General features: G+C 65.1%; 19 protein-coding genes. 12 read left to right on the forward strand and 7 right to left on the reverse strand.

The genetic code is table 11. The features are described from left to right. Positions 1 to 247 precede the first annotated feature (247 nt). Both LCM4576_RS09015 and LCM4576_RS09020 read left to right on the forward strand, forming a co-directional pair. On the forward strand, positions 248 to 1174 hold the full coding sequence (locus LCM4576_RS09015; RefSeq protein ID WP_071031919.1) for an ABC transporter ATP-binding protein: 927 nt from the start codon (positions 248 to 250) through the stop codon (positions 1172 to 1174). Further along, positions 1171 to 1968 carry an ABC transporter permease gene (locus LCM4576_RS09020; RefSeq protein ID WP_071031783.1) on the forward strand — a complete coding sequence of 266 codons (798 nt, stop codon included), beginning with the start codon at positions 1171 to 1173 and terminating at the stop codon, positions 1966 to 1968. The genes LCM4576_RS09015 and LCM4576_RS09020 overlap by 4 nt, the downstream gene beginning before the upstream one ends. A gap of 259 nt (positions 1969 to 2227) precedes the next feature. On the opposite strand, the gene LCM4576_RS09025 is transcribed toward LCM4576_RS09020, so the two are convergent. Further along, a complete protein-coding gene (locus LCM4576_RS09025; RefSeq protein ID WP_071031784.1) occupies positions 2228 to 3265 on the reverse strand; it encodes a phosphatidylglycerol lysyltransferase domain-containing protein in 1038 nt (345 codons plus the stop codon). A gap of 233 nt (positions 3266 to 3498) precedes the next feature. Between LCM4576_RS09025 and LCM4576_RS09030 the strand changes: the two genes are divergently transcribed. Both LCM4576_RS09030 and LCM4576_RS09035 read left to right on the forward strand, forming a co-directional pair. Then, positions 3499 to 3990, forward strand: coding sequence for a MarR family winged helix-turn-helix transcriptional regulator (locus LCM4576_RS09030; RefSeq protein WP_071031785.1), 492 nt, complete (start codon positions 3499 to 3501; stop codon positions 3988 to 3990). Then, on the forward strand, positions 3987 to 4667 hold the full coding sequence (locus LCM4576_RS09035; protein ID WP_071031786.1) for a GNAT family N-acetyltransferase: 681 nt from the start codon (positions 3987 to 3989) through the stop codon (positions 4665 to 4667). Before LCM4576_RS09030 ends, LCM4576_RS09035 begins: the two co-directional genes overlap by 4 nt. Positions 4668 to 4722: 55 nt before the next feature. Here LCM4576_RS09035 and LCM4576_RS09040 read toward each other — a convergent pair whose 3' ends face one another. Beyond that, positions 4723 to 6720, reverse strand: coding sequence for a PhoX family phosphatase (locus LCM4576_RS09040; RefSeq protein WP_071031787.1), 1998 nt, complete (start codon positions 6718 to 6720; stop codon positions 4723 to 4725). Between the two features lie 533 nt (positions 6721 to 7253). Between LCM4576_RS09040 and LCM4576_RS09045 the strand changes: the two genes are divergently transcribed. From LCM4576_RS09045 to LCM4576_RS09055, 3 genes are all read left to right on the forward strand, one after another. Beyond that, positions 7254 to 7592: a hypothetical protein gene (locus LCM4576_RS09045; protein ID WP_040984852.1), complete on the forward strand. Its 339-nt coding sequence runs from the start codon at positions 7254 to 7256 to the stop codon at positions 7590 to 7592. A 17-nt stretch (positions 7593 to 7609) separates the two neighbouring features. Then, positions 7610 to 8311 carry a phosphatase PAP2 family protein gene (locus LCM4576_RS09050; protein ID WP_071031788.1) on the forward strand — a complete coding sequence of 234 codons (702 nt, stop codon included), beginning with the start codon at positions 7610 to 7612 and terminating at the stop codon, positions 8309 to 8311. Between the two features lie 89 nt (positions 8312 to 8400). After that, positions 8401 to 8670 (forward strand): helix-turn-helix domain-containing protein, encoded by a 270-nt coding sequence (locus tag LCM4576_RS09055; protein ID WP_040984856.1) that lies wholly within the window; start codon positions 8401 to 8403, stop codon positions 8668 to 8670. Between the two features lie 112 nt (positions 8671 to 8782). On the opposite strand, the gene LCM4576_RS09060 is transcribed toward LCM4576_RS09055, so the two are convergent. Next, positions 8783 to 9703: a DMT family transporter gene (locus LCM4576_RS09060; protein ID WP_071031789.1), complete on the reverse strand. Its 921-nt coding sequence runs from the start codon at positions 9701 to 9703 to the stop codon at positions 8783 to 8785. A 326-nt stretch (positions 9704 to 10029) separates the two neighbouring features. Further along, entirely contained in the window at positions 10030 to 10890 is an 861-nt protein-coding gene (locus tag LCM4576_RS09065; protein ID WP_071031790.1) for an SMP-30/gluconolactonase/LRE family protein, read from the reverse strand. Positions 10891 to 11002: 112 nt separating this feature from the next. Between LCM4576_RS09065 and LCM4576_RS09070 the strand changes: the two genes are divergently transcribed. Beyond that, complete coding sequence (locus tag LCM4576_RS09070; RefSeq protein WP_071031791.1) at positions 11003 to 11788, forward strand: helix-turn-helix transcriptional regulator; 786 nt, start codon at positions 11003 to 11005, stop codon at positions 11786 to 11788. Between the two features lie 189 nt (positions 11789 to 11977). Here LCM4576_RS09070 and LCM4576_RS09075 read toward each other — a convergent pair whose 3' ends face one another. Together LCM4576_RS09075 and LCM4576_RS09080 are read right to left on the reverse strand one after the other, a co-directional pair. After that, positions 11978 to 12910, reverse strand: coding sequence for a CHAD domain-containing protein (locus LCM4576_RS09075; RefSeq protein ID WP_071031792.1), 933 nt, complete (start codon positions 12908 to 12910; stop codon positions 11978 to 11980). After that, the gene (locus tag LCM4576_RS09080) at positions 12907 to 13380 is read right to left on the reverse strand and encodes a CYTH domain-containing protein (protein ID WP_040984866.1); all 474 of its coding nucleotides are present in this window, start codon (positions 13378 to 13380) and stop codon (positions 12907 to 12909) included. The genes LCM4576_RS09075 and LCM4576_RS09080 overlap by 4 nt, the downstream gene beginning before the upstream one ends. Before the next feature lie 92 nt (positions 13381 to 13472). Here LCM4576_RS09080 and LCM4576_RS09085 point away from each other — a divergent pair, with 92 nt between their 5' ends. From LCM4576_RS09085 to LCM4576_RS09100, 4 genes are read left to right on the forward strand one after another with little or no spacing between them, the layout of a single operon-like run. Continuing rightward, complete coding sequence (locus LCM4576_RS09085) at positions 13473 to 14177, forward strand: DUF1956 domain-containing protein (protein WP_071031793.1); 705 nt, start codon at positions 13473 to 13475, stop codon at positions 14175 to 14177. Further along, positions 14174 to 15127, forward strand: a complete 954-nt coding sequence (locus LCM4576_RS09090) for an HlyD family secretion protein (RefSeq protein WP_071031794.1) — start codon at positions 14174 to 14176, stop codon at positions 15125 to 15127. The genes LCM4576_RS09085 and LCM4576_RS09090 overlap by 4 nt, the downstream gene beginning before the upstream one ends. Continuing rightward, a complete protein-coding gene (locus LCM4576_RS09095; RefSeq protein WP_071031795.1) occupies positions 15124 to 16044 on the forward strand; it encodes an ABC transporter ATP-binding protein in 921 nt (306 codons plus the stop codon). Before LCM4576_RS09090 ends, LCM4576_RS09095 begins: the two co-directional genes overlap by 4 nt. Next, positions 16041 to 17177: an ABC transporter permease gene (locus tag LCM4576_RS09100; protein ID WP_071031796.1), complete on the forward strand. Its 1137-nt coding sequence runs from the start codon at positions 16041 to 16043 to the stop codon at positions 17175 to 17177. Before LCM4576_RS09095 ends, LCM4576_RS09100 begins: the two co-directional genes overlap by 4 nt. A 235-nt stretch (positions 17178 to 17412) precedes the next feature. Here LCM4576_RS09100 and LCM4576_RS09105 read toward each other — a convergent pair whose 3' ends face one another. After that, positions 17413 to 18390, reverse strand: a complete 978-nt coding sequence (locus LCM4576_RS09105) for a threonine/serine dehydratase (protein ID WP_071031797.1) — start codon at positions 18388 to 18390, stop codon at positions 17413 to 17415. Positions 18391 to 18473: the final 83 nt, after the last annotated feature.

Raw genomic sequence — 18473 nt, forward strand, 5'->3', positions numbered from 1 at the left:
CCAAGCTTTCCGAGGCCGCGCCCTTCGCGATTGATATTTCCTCGCCCCACGAAAGTGGGGAGAGGTGGCTCGGCGAAGCCGAGACGGAGAGGGGGCTGGCGCTGACGTAAGCGATTGCACTGCTGCAACCGGGACCTTCAGTCAGGCTTCCACTGTCCAGAACTGTCAGCAGGGCGGCGATTCACGGTTGCACCTTGCGGCATCCGACCTATATCAGATCACCTTTTCCAGCCGGCCGTATTTCAGCATGTCATCCATCATCTCGATCTCCGGTGTCACGAAAACCTATGCCACCGGCTTCAAGGCGCTGAAGGAAATCAATCTCGACATCGAGCGCGGCGAGATATTCGCGCTGCTCGGGCCGAACGGCGCCGGCAAGACGACGCTGATCTCGATCGTTTGCGGCATCGTCAACCGCTCGTCGGGCACGGTCACGGTGGATGGCCACGACATCGGCCGGGATTACCGCGCGGCGCGCAGCCTGATCGGGCTGGTGCCGCAGGAACTGACCATCGACGCCTTCGAGACCGTCTGGGCGACGGTGAACTACAGCCGCGGCCTGTTCGGCAAGGCGCCCAACAAGGACTTCGTCGAGAAGGTGCTGCGCGACCTCTCGCTGTGGGACAAGAAGGATTCCAAGGCGATCACGCTGTCCGGCGGCATGAAACGCCGGCTGATGATCGCCAAGGCGCTGTCGCACGAGCCGCGCGTTTTGTTCCTCGACGAGCCGACGGCCGGCGTCGACGTCGAGCTGCGCCAGGACATGTGGGCGATGGTCAGGCGCCTGCGCGAGGACGGCGTCACCATCATCCTCRCCACGCATTACATCGAGGAAGCCGAGGCGATGGCCGACCGTGTCGGCGTCATCAACAAGGGCGAGATCATCCTGGTCGAAGGCAAGGCAGAGCTGATGCGCAAGCTCGGCCGCAAGCAGATGACGCTGGAGCTGCGCGCGCCGCTGTCGGCCGTTCCGGACGGGCTTTCCCGCTATGCATTGGAGCTGTCCGCCGACGGCAACCAGCTYACCTACATCTATGACAACCAGAGCGACCGTCCGGGCGTCGCTTCGCTGATCCGCGACCTCGAGGCCGCCGGAATCCAGTTCCGCGATCTCGACACCAAGAACAGCTCGCTCGAAGAGATCTTCGTCAATCTCCTGAGGCAAGAGCCATGAACCTGCGCGCTGCCCCTAATTTTCGTGCGGCCCCTAATTTTCGCGCAGTATGGGCGATCTACCGGGTGGAGATGGCGCGCGCCTTCCGCACGGTGCTGCAGAGCATCATCTCGCCGGTCATCTCGACCTCGCTTTATTTCGTCGTCTTCGGCTCGGCCATCGGCTCGCGCATCAACGAGATCGACGGCATCGCCTATGGCGCCTTCATCGTGCCGGGCCTGATGATGCTGTCGCTGTTGACGCAGTCGATCTCCAACGCCTCCTTCGCCATCTACTTCCCGAAATTCGTTGGCTCGATCTATGAGCTTCTGTCGGCGCCGGTCTCTTATCTCGAGATCATCATCGCCTATGTCGGCGGTGCCGCGACCAAGTCGATCATGCTCGGCCTGATCATCCTCGCCACCGCGGCGCTGTTCGTGCCGCTGAGGATCGAGCACCCGTTCTGGATGATCGCCTTCCTGGTGCTGACGGCGGTGACCTTCAGCCTGTTCGGCTTCATCATCGGCATCTGGGCGAAGACCTTCGAGCAGCTGCAGCTGGTGCCGCTCCTGATCGTCACGCCGCTCACCTTCCTCGGCGGCAGCTTCTATTCGATCCACATGCTGCCCGGCATTTGGAAGACGGTCACCCTGTTCAACCCGGTCGTCTACCTGATCAGCGGGTTCCGCTGGAGTTTTTACGGCAAGGCCGACGTCTCGGTCGGCGTCAGCCTCGGCATGACGCTGGTGTTTTTGGYGATCTGCATCGCCATCGTCGCCTGGATCTTCAGGACCGGGTATCGGTTGAGGAACTGACGGGACCGACGCTCGTCGTCGCTGTGGTTCCAGGAAAATCCGAAATGCTGGCGGGACAGCACCCCCCTCTGCCCTGCCGGGCATCTCCCCCGCAAGGGGGGAGATCGGATGTTGCCMCGCTTTCGCCAATCGCCGGTGTTGCAGGAAGAGCACGGCCGCCGAAGCTGCCAATCTCCCCCCTTGCGGGGGAGATGTCCGGCAGGACAGAGGGGGGTGTGAAGGATCGCGGCGCCTAGTGATCTTCTCTTGGTAGCTCCGCTCAAATCGCCTTCAGCAGGCGCAGCAGCCCCAGCATCTCCGCGAAAGTCCCTTTGCGGAAGGCGATATAGGTCGGCTCCTCGACCCCGTGGAAGCGGCGTTTGAAGGCTGCCTGGCCCTGCAGGTTGAAGCGCGAGCGGTTGACCCAGGGCGAGTTGTAGGCGCRCTGGAAGGCGCCGCGCCAGAAGCCCGATTCGGCAAAGCCGCTGGGCTCGATGCCGAACAGCGGCGAGAGGCCGAGCGTCACCTCGGAGATGCCTTCCTCGCGAAAACGGTCGACGGCGAATTTGGTCAGGCCGATCTCGGCGTGCGGCGTCGCATCGACCTGCTTGCGCTTGAAGGATGTGGTGTAGCCGATGACCTTGCCGTCCCGGAACAGCGGGTCGAAGTCGAGGATGGCGAGAAGCCGGCCTTCGGGGCTGTGCAGGAGGAAGCGGCGCATGTCGGCGCCGAGCTCTTCGGAAAAGCGGCGGTTGAGGAAGYCCATCTCCCAGCGCTTGATGATGCGCTCCTTGCGCCAGTCGGCGGAAAGCTGGATGATCTCCTCTTGCAGTCCGTCGCCTCTGTCCTCGGCGATGACAAAACCCTTCTTCGTCAGCCAGCGTTCGGAATAGCGCACGGTCTCGTTGCGCTTGCCGGAAAAATCATGTGCCGGCAAAAGCAGCCTGGTGTCGATGCCGAGGCGATTGACCATGTAGCCAAGGCCGGCGAGCACCTTGGCCGTCTCGGCGCCGATCTGGACGAACCATGGTCCGCCGGYGGCTTCGACGAAGCGCTTGATGTAGAACGCGCGATCCGCCGGATCGACCACCGGATCGCCCAGCGCGAAATGGCGGCTCATCTTGGTGCCGAAGGCGATGTAGCCGTCGCCGTCGCTGAAATAGGACAGCTTCTGTTGCACGGYCGTTGAATAGGCGAGCGAGAAATCACCGTAATGGCGCACCAGCGCCAGGCGCTCGTCATCCGTCAACTCGCGCCGCGGCACCTTGGGTGCCACGGCGTCGAGAAGCCTGTCGAAATAGATGCGCAGGGGCGCCATGAGCTCCGCGTGCCAAGAAGTGATGACCTGCCGCCCTCAGGTCGCGAATCGCTGGCGACCGCTGCCGGCCACGTCGCGTCTGCGCGATATAGGGTGCAATTGGCGGCGAATGAAGGGCAAACGTCGCAAAGCGCCGCTATCGCCCATCGGCTGCCGCGACGGAGACGAAAAGATCGGCTTGATATTTCCATGCAATGTTATATATCAAGTTATAGATTTATGGCGGGCCAACCATGGAAGACATTCTTCGATCCCTCGGCTTTCTCTGCCTCGGCAGCCGGATGAAGCGCATAGGCGAGCAATTGCAGGCCGACACRCAGCGCGTGCTCGACCGCCTGGACATGCGCATCCAGTCGAGCCAATACCCGCTGCTCGCCGCGCTCGACAGGCTGGGCCCGCTGCCGGTCGGCGAGCTGGCGCAATCCTTGGGTGTCGCGCAACCGGGCGTGACGCGCAGCGTGGCGCTGCTTGTCGAGCTGGGGCTTGTCGAGGTCAATCCCTCGGAAGAAGACCAGCGGCGCAGGATCGTTTCGCTGAGCCGCGACGGCCGGCGGCTGGTCGACCAGGCGAAGCGCGACATCTGGCCAGGCATCGAAAATGCCGTGGCGGATTTGTGCGCAGATCTTTCCGGGCCGCTGCYCGGCCAGCTTGCGGCAATAGAGGACCGGCTGGCGGCGACGCCGCTCCATCGCCGCGCCGAAAACGCCAGGGTGGTCGCGCCGTGAGACATGTTCTCGACCGCCCTGTGTGGAGCGCGCTTACGACGCGGCAACGGACTTTCGCGGAGGGTGGCGATCTCGCGCGCCGATACCGGCCTTCGATCATCCCGTTCGCCGCCACGGCAACGGACGATTCGGAAAGCCTGCACGCGCTCGGAAGGCTGGTTTCCGCCGGCGAGACCGTCATCCTGGCTCAGGCCGAGAACATTGTCCTGCCGCCGGCGCTTGTGGCGACGATGACCGCTGATGCCGTGCAGATGATTGCCGGGCAAGGCTTGCGGACGGTCGCCGACCATCGGATCGAGCAACTGACGCGGYAGGACGCCGCCGAGATGCTTGCGCTTGCCTCGCTGACGAAGCCTGGCCCGTTCACGCTGGAGGCCTTGAGCCTCGGCGAATTCTRGGGCGTGAAGATCGACGGCAGGCTGGCCGCGATGGCCGGCGAGCGCATGAAGCAGCCCGGCTATTCGGAACTCAGCGGCGTCTGCTCGCATCCGGATTTTCGCGGCGGCGGTCTCGCCCGGTTATTGTCGCTGTTTGTGGCCAACCRCATCGTCGCGCGCGGCGAGGTGCCTTATCTGCACGCCTTTGCCAACAATGYCGCGGCGATAAAGCTCTACGAGTCGATCGGCTTCCGGCTGCGCAGCGGGATGAACATCGCGATGGTTCAGCGGGCGGGATGAGACGCGGGGTCGGGGAGGCTCCGCCAATCCCCGACGCCAAGTCCTTGTCCGCAGGCTAAACCGCGATCTTGCCGCCGCCCTGCTTCGTAATCGCAACCACCGACGGCCGCACCGGCATGTCCGGCTTGAAGTCCGGCCAGCGGGTCGAGGGATCCTCGTAATAGGACGGGCGGCCGAACCCTTCCCAGTCCTCGCCGCCGTCGCCCGGATGCTGGACGGCGACGAAAGCCGTCTGGTCGTCAGGCGAAAACAGCGGGCCGCACATTTCGGCACCGATCGGCACGCGGAAGAACAGTTTTGAGGTCGCCCGCGCCGCTCCTTCCGTATCGACCGCCCAGAGGCCGTCCGTGCGGCCGGTTGCCTTCGGCCCCTGACCGTCGGTGGCGACCCACAGGCGCCCGGCGGAATCGACGGCGCAATTGTCCGGCATGCCGAACCAGCCATGCGCGGTGGTCGCGGTCGAGAAGGTGGCGCCGACATCGGCAACGGAAGGATCGCCGCATTTCAACAGCACTTCCCACTTGCCCTTGGTGCCAGCGAAGTCGCCGCCGTCCTCGACGATCTCGATGATGTGGCCGAAGGCATTCTCGGCGCGCGGGTTGGYGGCGTCGACCTGATCGGCCTTGCGCTTGGAATTGTTGGTCAGCATGACATAGACCTTGCCGTTGCCGGCATTGGGCTGGATGTCCTCCGGCCGGTCCATCTTGGTCGCGCCGAGCAGGTCGGCGGCGCGCCGCGTCTCGATCAGCACATCGGCCTGGGACGCAAAGCCGTTCTCCGCCGTCAGCGGGCCTTGCCCGAACACGATCGGCATCCATTCGACCGAACCGTCCTCGGCGAACTTCGCCACATGAAGCGTGCCGTCGTCGAGCAGGTTCATGTTGGCCGCGCGGTCATCGGCATTGAACTTACCGGCGGTGACGAATTTGTAGACATAGTCGAAGCGCTCGTCGTCGCCGAGATAGAAGACGACGCGGCCGTCCTTGGCGACGATCGATTCTGCGCCCTCATGCTTGAAGCGGCCCATGGCGGTGCGCTTCCTCGGCACCGAAGCCGGATCGTTGACGTCGACCTCGACGATCCAGCCGAACCGGTTCGGCTCGTTCGGCTCCTTGGYGAGGTTGAAGCGATCGTAATGCGCGCCCCATTCATAGGCGCCTTCCGGGATGCCGAGGCGCTTGTAGTTGGCGGCTTCCTTGTGGCCCTCGGGCAATTCGCCCGAGAAATAGCCGTGGATGTTTTCCTCGGCCATCACATAGGTGCCCCAGGGCGTGACGCCGCCGGCGCAATTGTTGAGGGTGCCGATGACCTTGGCGCCGGACGGATCGGCATTGGTCTTGACGCGGTCGTGACCGGCAACCGGGCCGGAGAGCGCCATCTCCGTGGTCGACATGATGCGGCGGTTGAGCTTGCCGTCGCGCACCACCTGCCATTTGCCGTCCTGCTTGCGGATCTCGACGATGGTGCCGCCATGCGCGGCCATCTCGACATCGACCTGCTCCTTCGAGAGCGGCGCCACCTCGGCGGCCTTCTTGCCGTCCTTCTCGACGATCGAAACGATGCCCGGGAACATCAGATGCGGGTTGGTGTATTCGTGGTTGACGACCAAAAGGCCATGTTCGGCGGAGCCGTCGATCGGGATATAGCCGACATAGTCGTTGTTGTAGCCGAACTGCCTGGCCTGGGCCTCAGCCGACTGCTTCAGCGGATCGAACTCGGGTGAATCGGCAAACAGCGGATCGCCCCAGGGCAGCAGCACGTCGGCATCGTAGCCCGGCGCGACATGGTGCTTGTCGTCGATGCCGGCCTCGAGCTCGTCGAACTTGAAGGCCGAAGCCTCGGCGGCGCGCGCCTCGTCGGCGGCGATCAGCGCCAGCGGGCTGACGGTGGCGGCGATGGCCGAGACGGCCAGCGAACCCATGAGAAAACCACGGCGCGAGAAGCGCGCGGCGATGATCTCACCCATTGTGCGGTTGTCGGTCGGGTTGACGGGCGGGCCGTCATTGTCCTCGAGCTGGCTGCTGCGGAAACGGGTCTCAGGGGTCGCGGTCATGGTGTTCCTCTGGCTTCTTGAGGTGGCTGGGATTTGACCTTTCGACCCCTAAAGCGCGCCGATCACATTTTCGTGACATCGCTTCGGCATAGCCCTCGGCGGTTGGCGAAGCCGTCGATGTCGGCCCCTTTCTCCTCGTACCGTGGCCAACTATGCACACATCTTCTGTTAGTGGCGTGACTGATCGGGCCGCCGCTCGATTGCCACGTGGTTCCCCCAATCCGTCGCTGCTTCGCAGCGCCACCTTTCCCCCCTCCGGAGGGAAAGGAAGGGAGYCTTTCCTCTACCCCGTCGATCGGGGGAGAGGTGGCTCGGCGAAGCCGAGACGGAGTGGGGGTCGACGAGCGCTCCATTGGACAATGCATGCGCCAAGCTGCCATGCACGCTATAGTCAAAGACCAGTTGCTCGGGAGAAGGGGGCTTGYCGCAGCCTTCGCCCTTGTCCCCACACCGCCAGCTTGACGGCCTCGTCCGCTTCGGAAACAAGGGCTGCGGCCGGCGTGGCGAACGGCGCTTCCAAAAGGGGATGGCAAGTGAGTTTCTGGGGACTGGCGCAGCTCTGCATTTCGACCGTGATGTTCGTGCTGGCGGCGATGGCGGCCAAGCAATGGGGGTTGGCGCCGAGCCTCGCCAAGCTGCTTTTGACGTTGGCGCTCTATACGGCCGGCAATCTGGTCATGCTGAGGCTGGTGCGCGAATTCGGCATGTCGGTGTCGTTCAGCCTGTCGGCGGTGATCCAGCTTGTCGCGGTCAATGTCGTGGCGCTCGCTTTCTTCGGCGAACGGCTCAATGCCTTGCAGGCGACCGGCATGGTGCTGGCGATCGCCGCCGTCGCCCTGATCACGCTCGGGCCCTATATGCAGCGGCTGTAGCGGGATCAAAGGCTCGCATGAAACCGATCGCCAACGCGCTGCTCAACAAGTTGGAATTTCCGGTGCTGCTGGCCGGGCTGGTGATTGCGGGCGGGCTATGGGGCCTGGTGGAACTGATCGAGCTGGYCCGCGCCACGACCCCGCACGCCTTCGACACGGAAATCCTGCTCGCCTTCCGGCATGCCGGGCAGCCGGATAGTCCGATCGGCCCGTCCTGGCTGGAAGGCGCGGTGYGCGACGTCACCGCGCTCGGCAGCACCGTCGTGCTGGTGCTCATCACGACCGCGACCATCGTCTATCTCCTCTTGATCCGCAGACCTACGACGGCGCTGTTCATGTTCGCGGCGGTGGCGGGCGGGCAAGTGCTCTCCARCCTGCTCAAGTTCGAGGTCGACCGGCCGCGGCCCGACCTCGTTTCGCATCTCGTCAACGAGACGTCGCTGTCCTTCCMAAGCGGCCACGCGATGCTCTCGGCCGTGACCTATCTGACGCTTGGCTCATTGGCCGCGCGCTTCCTGCCGGACCRCAGGACGAAGATCTTCGTGCTCGGCCTCGCCGTGCTCACCACCGTGCTGGTCGGCACCAGCCGCGTCTATCTCGGCGTGCACTGGCCCTCCGACGTGCTTGCCGGCTGGTGCGCGGGCTTTGCCTGGGCCATGCTGTGCTGGCTTGCGGCGCGCTTGCTGCAACGGCGCAAAGTGGTGGCCGACAGCGACTAGGTGATGGCAAAAGCGTATAAAATGATGCTTGAGGCATTGTAATATCTACAATACACATCTTTCGTGGATTCAGGGACAGGTTCTGGCCGATGATCACTGCCGCACAGATGCGCGCCGCGCGGGCGTTGACAGGCATCGACCAGAAGACGCTCGCCGAGCGCGCCGGGGTCTCGCTGCCGACGATCCAGCGCATGGAAGCGAGCGGCGGCGTCGTCCGGGGCGTGGTCGACACCCTGATGAAGGTCATCCAGGCGCTCGACGAGGCGGGTGTCGAGTTGATCGGCGAGAACCAGGCCAGCGAGCGCGGCGGCAGGGGCGTGCGCCTCAAGGCAACCCCGGCGCAGAACCCGCAAGGCTAGAGCGTTTTCGCCGTTTCACGGAAACGGTGAAACGCCCTATCTGGTTGTTTTTACGCAATTCCGGACGGAAAACCGCTCACGCTTTTCCTGGAATTGCTCTGAGCGGCGTCACTCACATCGCCGCTTCGATCGGTTCAGCAAGCTTTGGATTGGCGCGCGCGGCGATCAGGCATCCGGCGACGATAAGGCCTGCCCCCGCCAGCGTGGTCCAGGCCACCTTCTCGCCGAAGAAGAACCAGCCAAGCGCGATCGCCCAGATGAAGGCCGAGTATTCGGTCGGGATCAGATATTGCGCTTCGGCACGCGCATAGGACCAGCTCATCAGGAATTGTCCGGCGAGCGAAAGCAGCGCCACCCCGGCCAAGGGAAGCCAGAGATCGCTCGGCAGCGCGATCGCGAGCCACGGTGCTGCGAGGCCGAGGATGATCGCGACGAAGAGGTTCTGGAACAGCATGATCTCGACCGGCCTGGCCAGCAGCGCCTGTTGCCGGGAGAGGATCAGATTGTAGGCATAGAACACTGTCGATACGAGCACCGCGGCCRTGCCGAGCAGGGCATCCTGCGWATGGCTTGCCGCCCCGAACTGGCCGGCCAGGATGATCGCGACGCCCGCCATGCCGGCCAGCGACGCCCAGACCGCCTRCCGCCTTATGCGTTCGCCCAGCAGCAATGCGGCGAGGAAAAGCGCAAACAGCGGCGCGACGAAGCTCAACCCGATCGCCTCGGCGATCGGCAGCCTGGCCAGGCCCCAGAAGAACAAGACCAGGACGACGCCGACGATCCCGGCCCGCAGCGCATGCAGGCCCAGCACCGGAAGGGCGGGCTTCGAACGTGACCCCGCCGACCATGCCGCGCCCGCGACCAAGGTGGCAACCACGCTCCGCCACAACAGCGTGTTGTAGACGCCGACCGCGATGGCGAGCGACTTCATGGCCGCGTCCATCCCGGACAGCAGGAAGATCGCCAGCGCGCATATGAGCACGGGGATCGTCGGGGCGCCGGTCAGGTTTGGTGTCTTCGCGGCTTCGCTCATTGCGGCCGGATATCCCGGTGCGGACGGCGCAACCAGATGGCAGCGCCGCCGATGTGACGGTCCAAGCGCGATCGGGGGCGGCGACAAATTTCGCCTTGCCGCTGCAGTGCCGAGATCCGAGACGCTGGCGGGACAGCACCCCCTCTGTCCTGCCGGACATCTCCCCCGCAAGGGGGGAGATCAAATGTCGCGTAGGCTTTCGCCAATCGCMAACGTCGTAAAAGGGTGCCGTCGGCGAAACTGCCAATCTCCCCCCTTGCGGGGGAGATGCCCGGCAGGGCAGAGGGGGGTGTGAAGGATCGCGGCGCTATTCACTTCGGCCTGGCTCAATCCAGCGTCAGCGCCACGACCTCCCCTTCGCCCATCAGCGGCACGAAGATCTTTTCACCATCCGTGCCTATATCGGCGCTGCCCGGCTTGAACTGCGCCACGGCCGTCGGCGCGCCGCCGGGCTTGTAGCTGTAGAGCGTGCCGGTCATGTAGGCGGTGGCGTAGATGGTTTCGCCCATGGCGATGACGCCGTCGAGGTCGGCGAAGTTTTGAGCGCCCGGCAGCGGCGTGACCTTCTTCGTGGCAAGATCGACCGACAGCAGGCCGCCAGGTTTGGCGGTGCTGAAATCGGTCTTGTTGATGCCCGCGCCCCAGGAGGCGACGATCAGCCTGTCGCCATCGGCGAACACGCCGTTGGGCGAGGCGAGCAGCGCATCCTTGACGAACGGCTCCGGCCTGTCGCCGTCGATGCGGTAGATCGTGTCGGCCAGCATGTCGCTGACATAGACCTTGCCCGCGCTGTCCTCAGTCATATCGTTGAGGAACACCGCGCCGGGCACATCGATGGTCTCGACCAGTCTGCCGCTGGCAAGATCGACGACGCGGACCTTGGTGATGTCGGCGGCGTAGAGCCTATCTTCGGAAATTGCCATGCCCTTGGGCGCGTCCATGCCGTCTACCCAGTGGCGGGCGATGATCTTGCCGTCCATCGACAGGAGCGACAGGTAGCCATTGCCGTCCGCCGCRCCGGGATTGCCGACGATGTTCGAGACGACGATGCGGTTATGGGCGGCATCGACAAGCGCCGATTCCGGCTGCTCGAAACCGGTGGCGCGCCAGAGCTCGCCGGCCTGCGCGGCCGGAGCCGCCGCTATGCCGGCGACGGCGATGACGGTCGAAGCTATGAAGGTCTTCATGATGCTCTCCTGTGGTGATGGGGGAGAGCTAGATTTTTCGATACTTTTCGGAAAGATGGATCGACGCTAGTATCAAAAACCGATACGAATTCGCGCGAATGAGGTGCATTCCATGAACGGGCCGATCTTCGAGGCGCTGAAACGGACGCTGAAGGCCAAGGGCCTGACCTACCGGACGCTGGCCGAGCGCATGGGTGTTTCCGAGCCGACGGTGAAGCGCATCTTCCATGAGCGAAACTGCAAGCTCGACCGGCTGATGGAGATCTGCGCAGCGGCCGATGTCGAGCTGGAGAACGTGCTCGGCGCGATGAATCGCGGGCCGGGTCCCGCCAACCGCGTCTCGCCCGAGATCGAGCGCCGCTTGGCGGCGCGGCCGGCGCTGCTCTTCGTCTTCATCATGCTGTCGGAGAAATTCACGGCCGAAGGCATCATGCGCTCGCAAGGTCTGAGCGAGGCCTCGATGTTCCTCTATCTGCGCGACCTCGAGGAGCTGGGCCTTGTGGCGCTGGGGCGCGGCCTGTCGGCGAGGCTGCTGGTCGACACGCCGATCCAGTGGGATTTCGAGGGGCCGCTGAAGCCGCATTTCGAGATGACCAACAAGAACTTCGTCGGCTGGGCGCTCGGCCATATGGAAGAGGGCGCGACCTTCATCAGCTTTTCCAGGCGCATGCGGCCGCAAACCGCGGAGATGCTGCGCCGCGAAGCCGAGGACCTCGCCGAACGCGCCAGGCTGCTTGCGCATCACGACCAGCACACCACGCCCGAGGATCAGTTGGTCGGCTACAAATGGACCTTTGCCTTCGGCGCAACGCCGTTTCCGGCGATCATGCCGATCGGGCCGCACCCGAGGGATGCGGGTGCAAGGGCGGCGAAGGAAAGACGGGCGCTGCCGGCGTAGCTCCTCCTTCTCCCCTTGTTGTGGGAGAAGGTGGATCGGCGCGCAGCGCCGAGACGGATGAGGGGTGTTCCAGCTTGGCCGAAGCGCTCGTCCAAAACCGCAATCGCCAACGCCTCATTCCCTGGAGCACCCCTCATCCGGCCGCTTCGCGGCCACCTTCTCCCGCAAGGGGAGAAGGTAAGGCTGGCGTCACGCCGCTTTCGCTTCTTCCTGGGGTGCGGCGAGATCGCCGCGCGCCTTGCGGGCGAGCCTCTTGGCCGAGCGCTTGGGGCTGTCGCCGAACAGTTCGGCGGCATCGGCAAGGCAGGCCTTGGTCAGGCTCTTTTCTGAGCGCTTCAAGAGCTTGCGCAGAAGCTTCGTCTCGTCGGCGGGGCCGAGCGGCTCGCCTTCGGCGTCGARCAGGGCGCGCATGACGAAGACGTCGTGCAGTTCGCCGAGCAGTTCGCCGAGCCTGTCGACCGCCTTGCGGCGCGCCTTGATCGGCGTCGGCCACAAGCGGCCGAGCAGCGACAGATGCATGGAATGCGTCTTGGCCGCCTTGCGCAGATCGTGAAAATCGTCGGCCTCGCCGCGCGCATCCGCCTTGTCCAGCGCCTTCTTCGCGCGGCGCAAGGTGGCGCGGGCGCCTTCGGCCAGGATATCGGCCGCCTGTTCCGGCTGATCGGGCAGGGCCAGCCTGTCGGTGCGCTCCAGGCCTTCGTGGCACGCGGCGATGGCCGCACTGATGGCGGCGTCGAGGCCGGGACCAGCATGGAGCTCGTGCTGGCGCAGCACCAGCCGCTCGCGTACGGCGTCCAGACCGCCGCCCGCGGATTGTTCCGGAAAGGCGTCAGCCAGGCGGTCGACAGTCTCGATCAAGGCAGTCGCCTCGCGCGGTCCGGCAAGCAGCGCCGACACCTGCTTGTAGCATTCGTTCTCGGTCTGGCAGAACGGTTCGTCCCCGGAACGAACCAGGCGCAGCAAGGCGCGCACACTCTTCAGACGCTTGCGGCATTTATGCAGCCCCTGCTCCGGCTTCTCGCGAGCCGCCTCAAGATGGCCGATTGCCTTGCCGATCTCGTCGGCCAATATGCGCCTGACCTCGCCGGTCAGCGGCAGGCGCGGATCGATGCGGAAGCTCATGCGGCGATCTCCGGAATCCCCCCGAGGGCCAGCGACGCGTTGTAGAATCTCGACTCGCCGGTGACCTCGCGACCGAGCCAGTCGGGCAGCATTTCGTCAGATACGTCCTCCGGCGTCTCCAGCTCCGCGATCACCAACCCCGCGAGCTTTCCGCCGAAAACATCGACTTCATAGAGATAGCCGCGGTGTCTAACATGGTGGCGTGTCTTCTCGATGACACGTCCGATGGCAAAGGCCATCAGTTCCTGGGCTTCGGCAAGCGGGATGGAATATTCGAATTCGTCGCGCTCGCGCGCCCTGACGCCGAACTTCAGCGTCAGCTTGGCGGAGCGCCCGTCGCTGATGCGCACACGCACCGTGCGGCCGGGCTGGGCGGCGACGTAGAACTGGCGAATGCGGATCTCCGCCTCGACCTCGTCGCGCCATGCCGGACCGGAGACCAGGAACTTACGCTCGACTTCCTTGCCCATGGCCGCGCACTAAAGCCTGTGGGGGTCGAGAAGGCAAGCCGACTCAGAGGTCAAATTTGACTTTAATCAATCGATTGATTAAAGTTTCTGATATGAAGAGGCAACCGGATCCAAAAAGGCAACAGCGCGAAGCGACCACCGCCGAGCAGACGCGAATGGCGTTGGTGCACGCGGCGCTCAAACTGTTCGGACGGCAGGGTTTCGACGGTACCTCGACGCGTGAGATCGCGGCGGAAGCCAAGGCCAATATCGGCTCGATCGCCTATCATTTCGGCGGCAAGGAGGGCCTGCGCGCCGCCGCCGCTGACTTTATCGTCGAAACCATCCAGGGCATCGCCGGCCAGGCGCTGGGCGCAACCCAGGCGGCCGCCCCGGCAACCCCCGAAGCCGCACGGGCCCAGCTTTTCGCCGCCCTCGAGCGGATGGTGGGTTTCGTCGTGGTCAGCCCGCAGGCCGGCGAGATCGTACAATTCGTACTCCGCGAGCTCTCGCATCCGACTGCCGCGCTCGACCGCATCTATGCCGGCGTGTTCGAGCCGACACACCGGCGGCTGTGCCAAATCTGGGAGCAGGYGACCGGCGAGCCGGCCGAGAGCGAGGCGACCAAGCTCACCGTCTTCACCATGATCGGCMAGGTCATCTATTTCCGCATCGGCCGCGAGGCGGTGATGCGCCGCATGGGCTGGCGCGAGATCGGCAATGAGGAGGCCGCCAAGGTGGTGGCGGYCACGACCGGCAATCTCAGGGCAATGCTGGCGTCACGCGATRCACGCGCCGGCAAGAAGGACAAATCATGAGCTTTCTCTGTTCGCTGCCRCTCGCGGCCCAGCTGTTCGGCGCCTGCGCGCCGGCGGCGCCCTTGGCTGTCGGCTATGTCGAGGGCGAATATGTGCTGATGGCGCCGATCGAAGTGGCCCAGGTGGCGACGGTGACGGTCAGGCGCGGCGACCGCGTCGAGACCGGCACGGCGGTGGCGACGCTGGAAGACGCCGACGCCAGGATCGAGGTGGCGCAGGCCGAGGCCGCGCTGGCGCAGGCCCAGGCGCAGCTTGCCGACCTGCAGGTCGGCAAGCGTCCCGAGGAGATCGCCGTGCTCAAGGCCGAGGTCGACATGGCCAAAGCCCAGGCCGCCGACGCCAAGCGCAAATATGACCGCGCCAGCGACCTCTATAAGCGCGGCACCGRCACCCAGGCCGATTACGACACTGCCTCGGCCTCACTGGAAACCGCCAATGCTCAGGTCGGCCAGGCGGAGGCCAATCTCGCCGTCGGCAATCTGYCGGCGCGGCCCGAAACCATCAAGGCCGCCGACAACCAGGTCAAGCAGGCGCAATCGAGCTTGCGGCAGGCCGAGTKGCGGCTGTCGAAGCGGGTGCTGACGGCGCCGTCGCCCGGCCGCGTCAACGACGTCATCCGCAATCCCGGCGACACCGCCGGACCGACCTCGCCGGTGATCTCGATGCTGCCGGACGGCGCCGTGAAGCTCAGCGTCTATGTGCCGGAAAGCGCGTTTTCGTCGGTCAAGGTCGGCACCGAGCTCAACGTCCATTGCGACGGCTGCGGGGCGGGGCTGAAGGCGCGCGTCAGCTATGTCTCGCCCGATCCGGAATTCACGCCGCCGGTGATCTACTCGCTCGAAAACCGGCAGAAGCTGGTCTATCTCGTCGAGGCCCGGCCGGAGGGCGATGCGGGACCCTTGCAGCCCGGCCAGATCGTCGATGTCGATCTCGCGGATATCGGGCAATGAACGTCATCGACGTCCGCGGCCTGGTCAAGCGCTTCGGCGACAAGACCGTCGTCGACCATGTGACGATGACGGTCGCCGAAGGCGAGATCGTCGGCTTCCTCGGGCCGAACGGCTCGGGCAAGACGACGACCATCCGCATCATGTGCGGACTRCTCACGCCGGACGAGGGCGAAGGCACGGTGCTTGGCTTCGACATCCTTACCGACGCGCTCAGGATCAAGCGCGAGGTCGGCTACATGACGCAGAAATTCTCGTTCTACGAGGATCTGACGATCGGCGAGAACCTCGAATTCGTGGCGCGGCTCTACCGGCTGAAGCCGGTAGAGCAACATGTGGCGAGGACGCTGGAAGAACTCGGCCTGGCCAGCCGCCGCAACCAGCTGGCCGGCACGCTTTCCGGCGGCTGGAAACAGCGGCTGGCCTTGGCCGCCTGCATCATGCACAAGCCGAAGCTGCTTCTGCTCGACGAGCCGACGGCGGGCGTCGATCCGAAGGCGCGGCGCGAGTTCTGGGACGAGATCCATCGGCTGGCCGGCGGCGGGCTGACCGTTCTCGTCTCCACCCATTACATGGACGAGGCCGAGCGCTGCCACCGCATCAGCTACATCTCCTACGGCAAGATGCTCGCCACCGGCACGGTGGACGAGGTGGTGAAGAATGCCGGGCTGACCACCTTCGTGCTGCAGGGGCCGAAGCTCGACCAGGTGGCCGAGGCGCTGCAGKGACGGCCGGGCGTCGACCAGGTGGCGCCGTTCGGCGCGACGCTGCATGTCGTCGGCTCCGACAACGCGGCGCTCGAGAAGGCGCTCGCCGATGTCGAGAAGGAGCACAAGGACGTGACGGTGACGCCGGGCGAGACCAGCCTGGAGGATGTGTTCATCCAGTTCATGTCCGGCTCGAAGGACAACATGGCATGAACGCGGTCTTCTCCTTCGCCAGGCTGGGCGCGCTGCTCATCAAGGAGTTCATCCAGATGCGGCGCGACCGCATCACCTTCGCCATGATGCTGGGTGTGCCGCTGATGCAGCTCGTGCTGTTCGGCTTTGCGATCAACAACGACCCGAAGAGCCTGCCGGCGGCGCTGGTGGCGACCAGCAGCGGTCCCTACACGCGGGCGATGGTCTCGGCGCTGCAGACCACCGGCTACTACCGCTTCGACCATGTGGCGCAAAGTGCGGCGGAAGCCGAATTCCTGATGGCGCGCGGCGATGTCTCCTTCGTCGTCACCATTCCCGCCGATTTCGCGCGCCGCGTCGAGYGCGGCGACAATCCGCAGATACTGATCGAGGCCGACGCCACCGACCCGTCCGTTGCCAGCGGCGCCATCTCGACGCTCGGCACCGTGGCCAGCCAGGCGCTGCTCAGGGCTCAGGGCACCCAGGACGCGGCCAGGGAAGCGGCGCGCGGCCAGCTCGATGTCGTCGTGCACCGGCGCTACAATCCGGAAGGCGTCTCGCAATACAACATCGTGCCCGGCCTGCTCGGCGTCATCCTGCAGATGACCATGGTGATGATGACGGCAATGGCGCTGACCCGGGAAACCGAGCGCGGCACGATGGAAAACCTGCTCGCGATGCCGTCAAGCCCGCTGGAGATCATGCTGGGCAAGGTGCTGCCTTACCTCGTGGTCGGCGCCGTGCAGGTGGWGGTGGTGCTGGTGGCGGCGAAGCTCCTGTTCGGCATCCCCTTCGTCGGCAGCCTGACGCTRCTGCTCTCCTCGGTGCTGGTCTTCGTGCTTTCGCTGGTGCTGCTCGGCTATACGATCTCGACCATGGCCCGCTCRCAGATGCAGGCGATGCAGCTCACCTTCTTCTTTTTCCTGCCATCGCTGCTGCTCTCCGGCTTCATGTTCCCCTATCGCGGCATGCCGGGCTGGGCGCAGACTTTCGGCGAGATTTTCCCGCTGACGCATTTTTTGCGCATCACGCGGGCGGTGATGCTGAAGGGCGCCGAGCTGCCCGCGGTGGCGACGGAAATCGGCTGGCTGGTGGTGTTCGTGGCGCTGTTTGCAGGTGTGGCGCTGGTGCGGTTCAGGCGCACGCTGGATTGAGCAAAGCATGGCGGAAAGTTTTTGACGCTGGCGGGACAGCACCCCCCTCTGCCCTGCCGGGCATCTCCCCCGCAAGGGGGGAGATTGGCAGCATCGGCCGCGCCGCTCTTTCTGCAACGTTGGTGATTGGCGAAATCGGGGGCGACAGCTGATCTCCCCCCTTGCGGGGGAGATGTCCGGCAGGACAGAGGGGGGTGTGAAGGATCGCGACGTTTTCTTGCTTGCGCCGCAGCGCCTACGCCGCCGCCATGATCTCCGCATAGGTCCCGAAATCGACGTTGCCGCCCGACAGCACCACGGCGACGCACTTGCCGGCGAGGTCGATCTCGCCGGATGAGAGCGCGGCCAGCGCGACGCAGCCGCCCGGCTCGACCACCAGCTTCAGATACGCCATGGCGTCGCGCATCGCCTGGGCGGCGGCCTTGTCGGAGACGGCAATGGCGCCGGCGAGATTGCGGCGGTTGATCTCGAAGGTGATGGCGCCGGGCTCGGTGGTGAGCAGCGCATCGCAGATCGAGGAGTGGCCGGGCTCGTTCGCGACCCGCTCGCCCTTGGCCAGCGAGCGGCGCGTGTCGTCGAAATGCTCGGGCTCGACCGCCCAGACGGCGGTGCGCGGCGAGGCGTCCTTGACCGCGACGGAGATGCCGCTCGACAGGCCGCCGCCGCCGCAAGGCACGACGACGGCGTCGAGCGCCGCGCCGAGCGCCTTCGCCTGCTTCATCAGCTCCAGGCCGATTGTGCCCTGGCCGGCGATGATAGCCGGATCGTCGAAGGGCGGCACCAGCACCATGCCCTTCTCGACATAGGGGCGCACGACCGCCATGCGGTCGTCCTTGAAGCGGTCGAACGGCACCACTTCCGCCCCCATCTTGCGGACATTGCCGACTTTCAGCGCTGGCGCGTCGGCCGGCATGGCGATCACCGCCTTGACGCCGAACATGGCGGCTGAGGCCGCTACGCCCTGCGCATGGTTGCCGGAAGAGAAGGCCACGACGCCACGGCCGCGCTCCTCCTCGCTGAGCGACGACAGCTTGTTATAGGCGCCGCGGATCTTGAAGGAGCCGGTGCGCTGCAGCGTCTCGGGCTTGAACAGGATGCGGCCGCCATGGCGCCTGTTGAGCTCCGGCGATTCGATCAGCGGCGTTTCGACGATCAGGCCGGAAAGCCGCTCGGCGGCGGCGCGGATGTCTGAGATGCCGGGCAGGGTGGTCATGGGCGAGGGCCTTGCGGGAACGGGATCGCCCATGGTGCACGCAAAAGACCGTGGCGCGCCAACGAAAAAATGTCATGGAGACA

The organism is Mesorhizobium sp. LCM 4576, from assembly GCF_001854815.1.
In the GTDB taxonomy this organism is placed as follows: domain Bacteria; phylum Pseudomonadota; class Alphaproteobacteria; order Rhizobiales; family Rhizobiaceae; genus Mesorhizobium; species Mesorhizobium plurifarium.

What these genes read in the sequence shown, in the direction of transcription:
- LCM4576_RS09055 (WP_040984856.1), top strand. Translation starts at nt 8,401, where the DNA reads ATGATCACTGCCGCACAGATGCGCGCCGCGCGGGCGTTGACAGGCATC.
- LCM4576_RS09105 (WP_071031797.1), bottom strand. Translation starts at nt 18,390, where the DNA reads ATGACCACCCTGCCCGGCATCTCAGACATCCGCGCCGCCGCCGAGCGG.
- LCM4576_RS09070 (WP_071031791.1), top strand. Translation starts at nt 11,003, where the DNA reads ATGAACGGGCCGATCTTCGAGGCGCTGAAACGGACGCTGAAGGCCAAG.
- LCM4576_RS09080 (WP_040984866.1), bottom strand. Translation starts at nt 13,380, where the DNA reads ATGGGCAAGGAAGTCGAGCGTAAGTTCCTGGTCTCCGGTCCGGCATGG.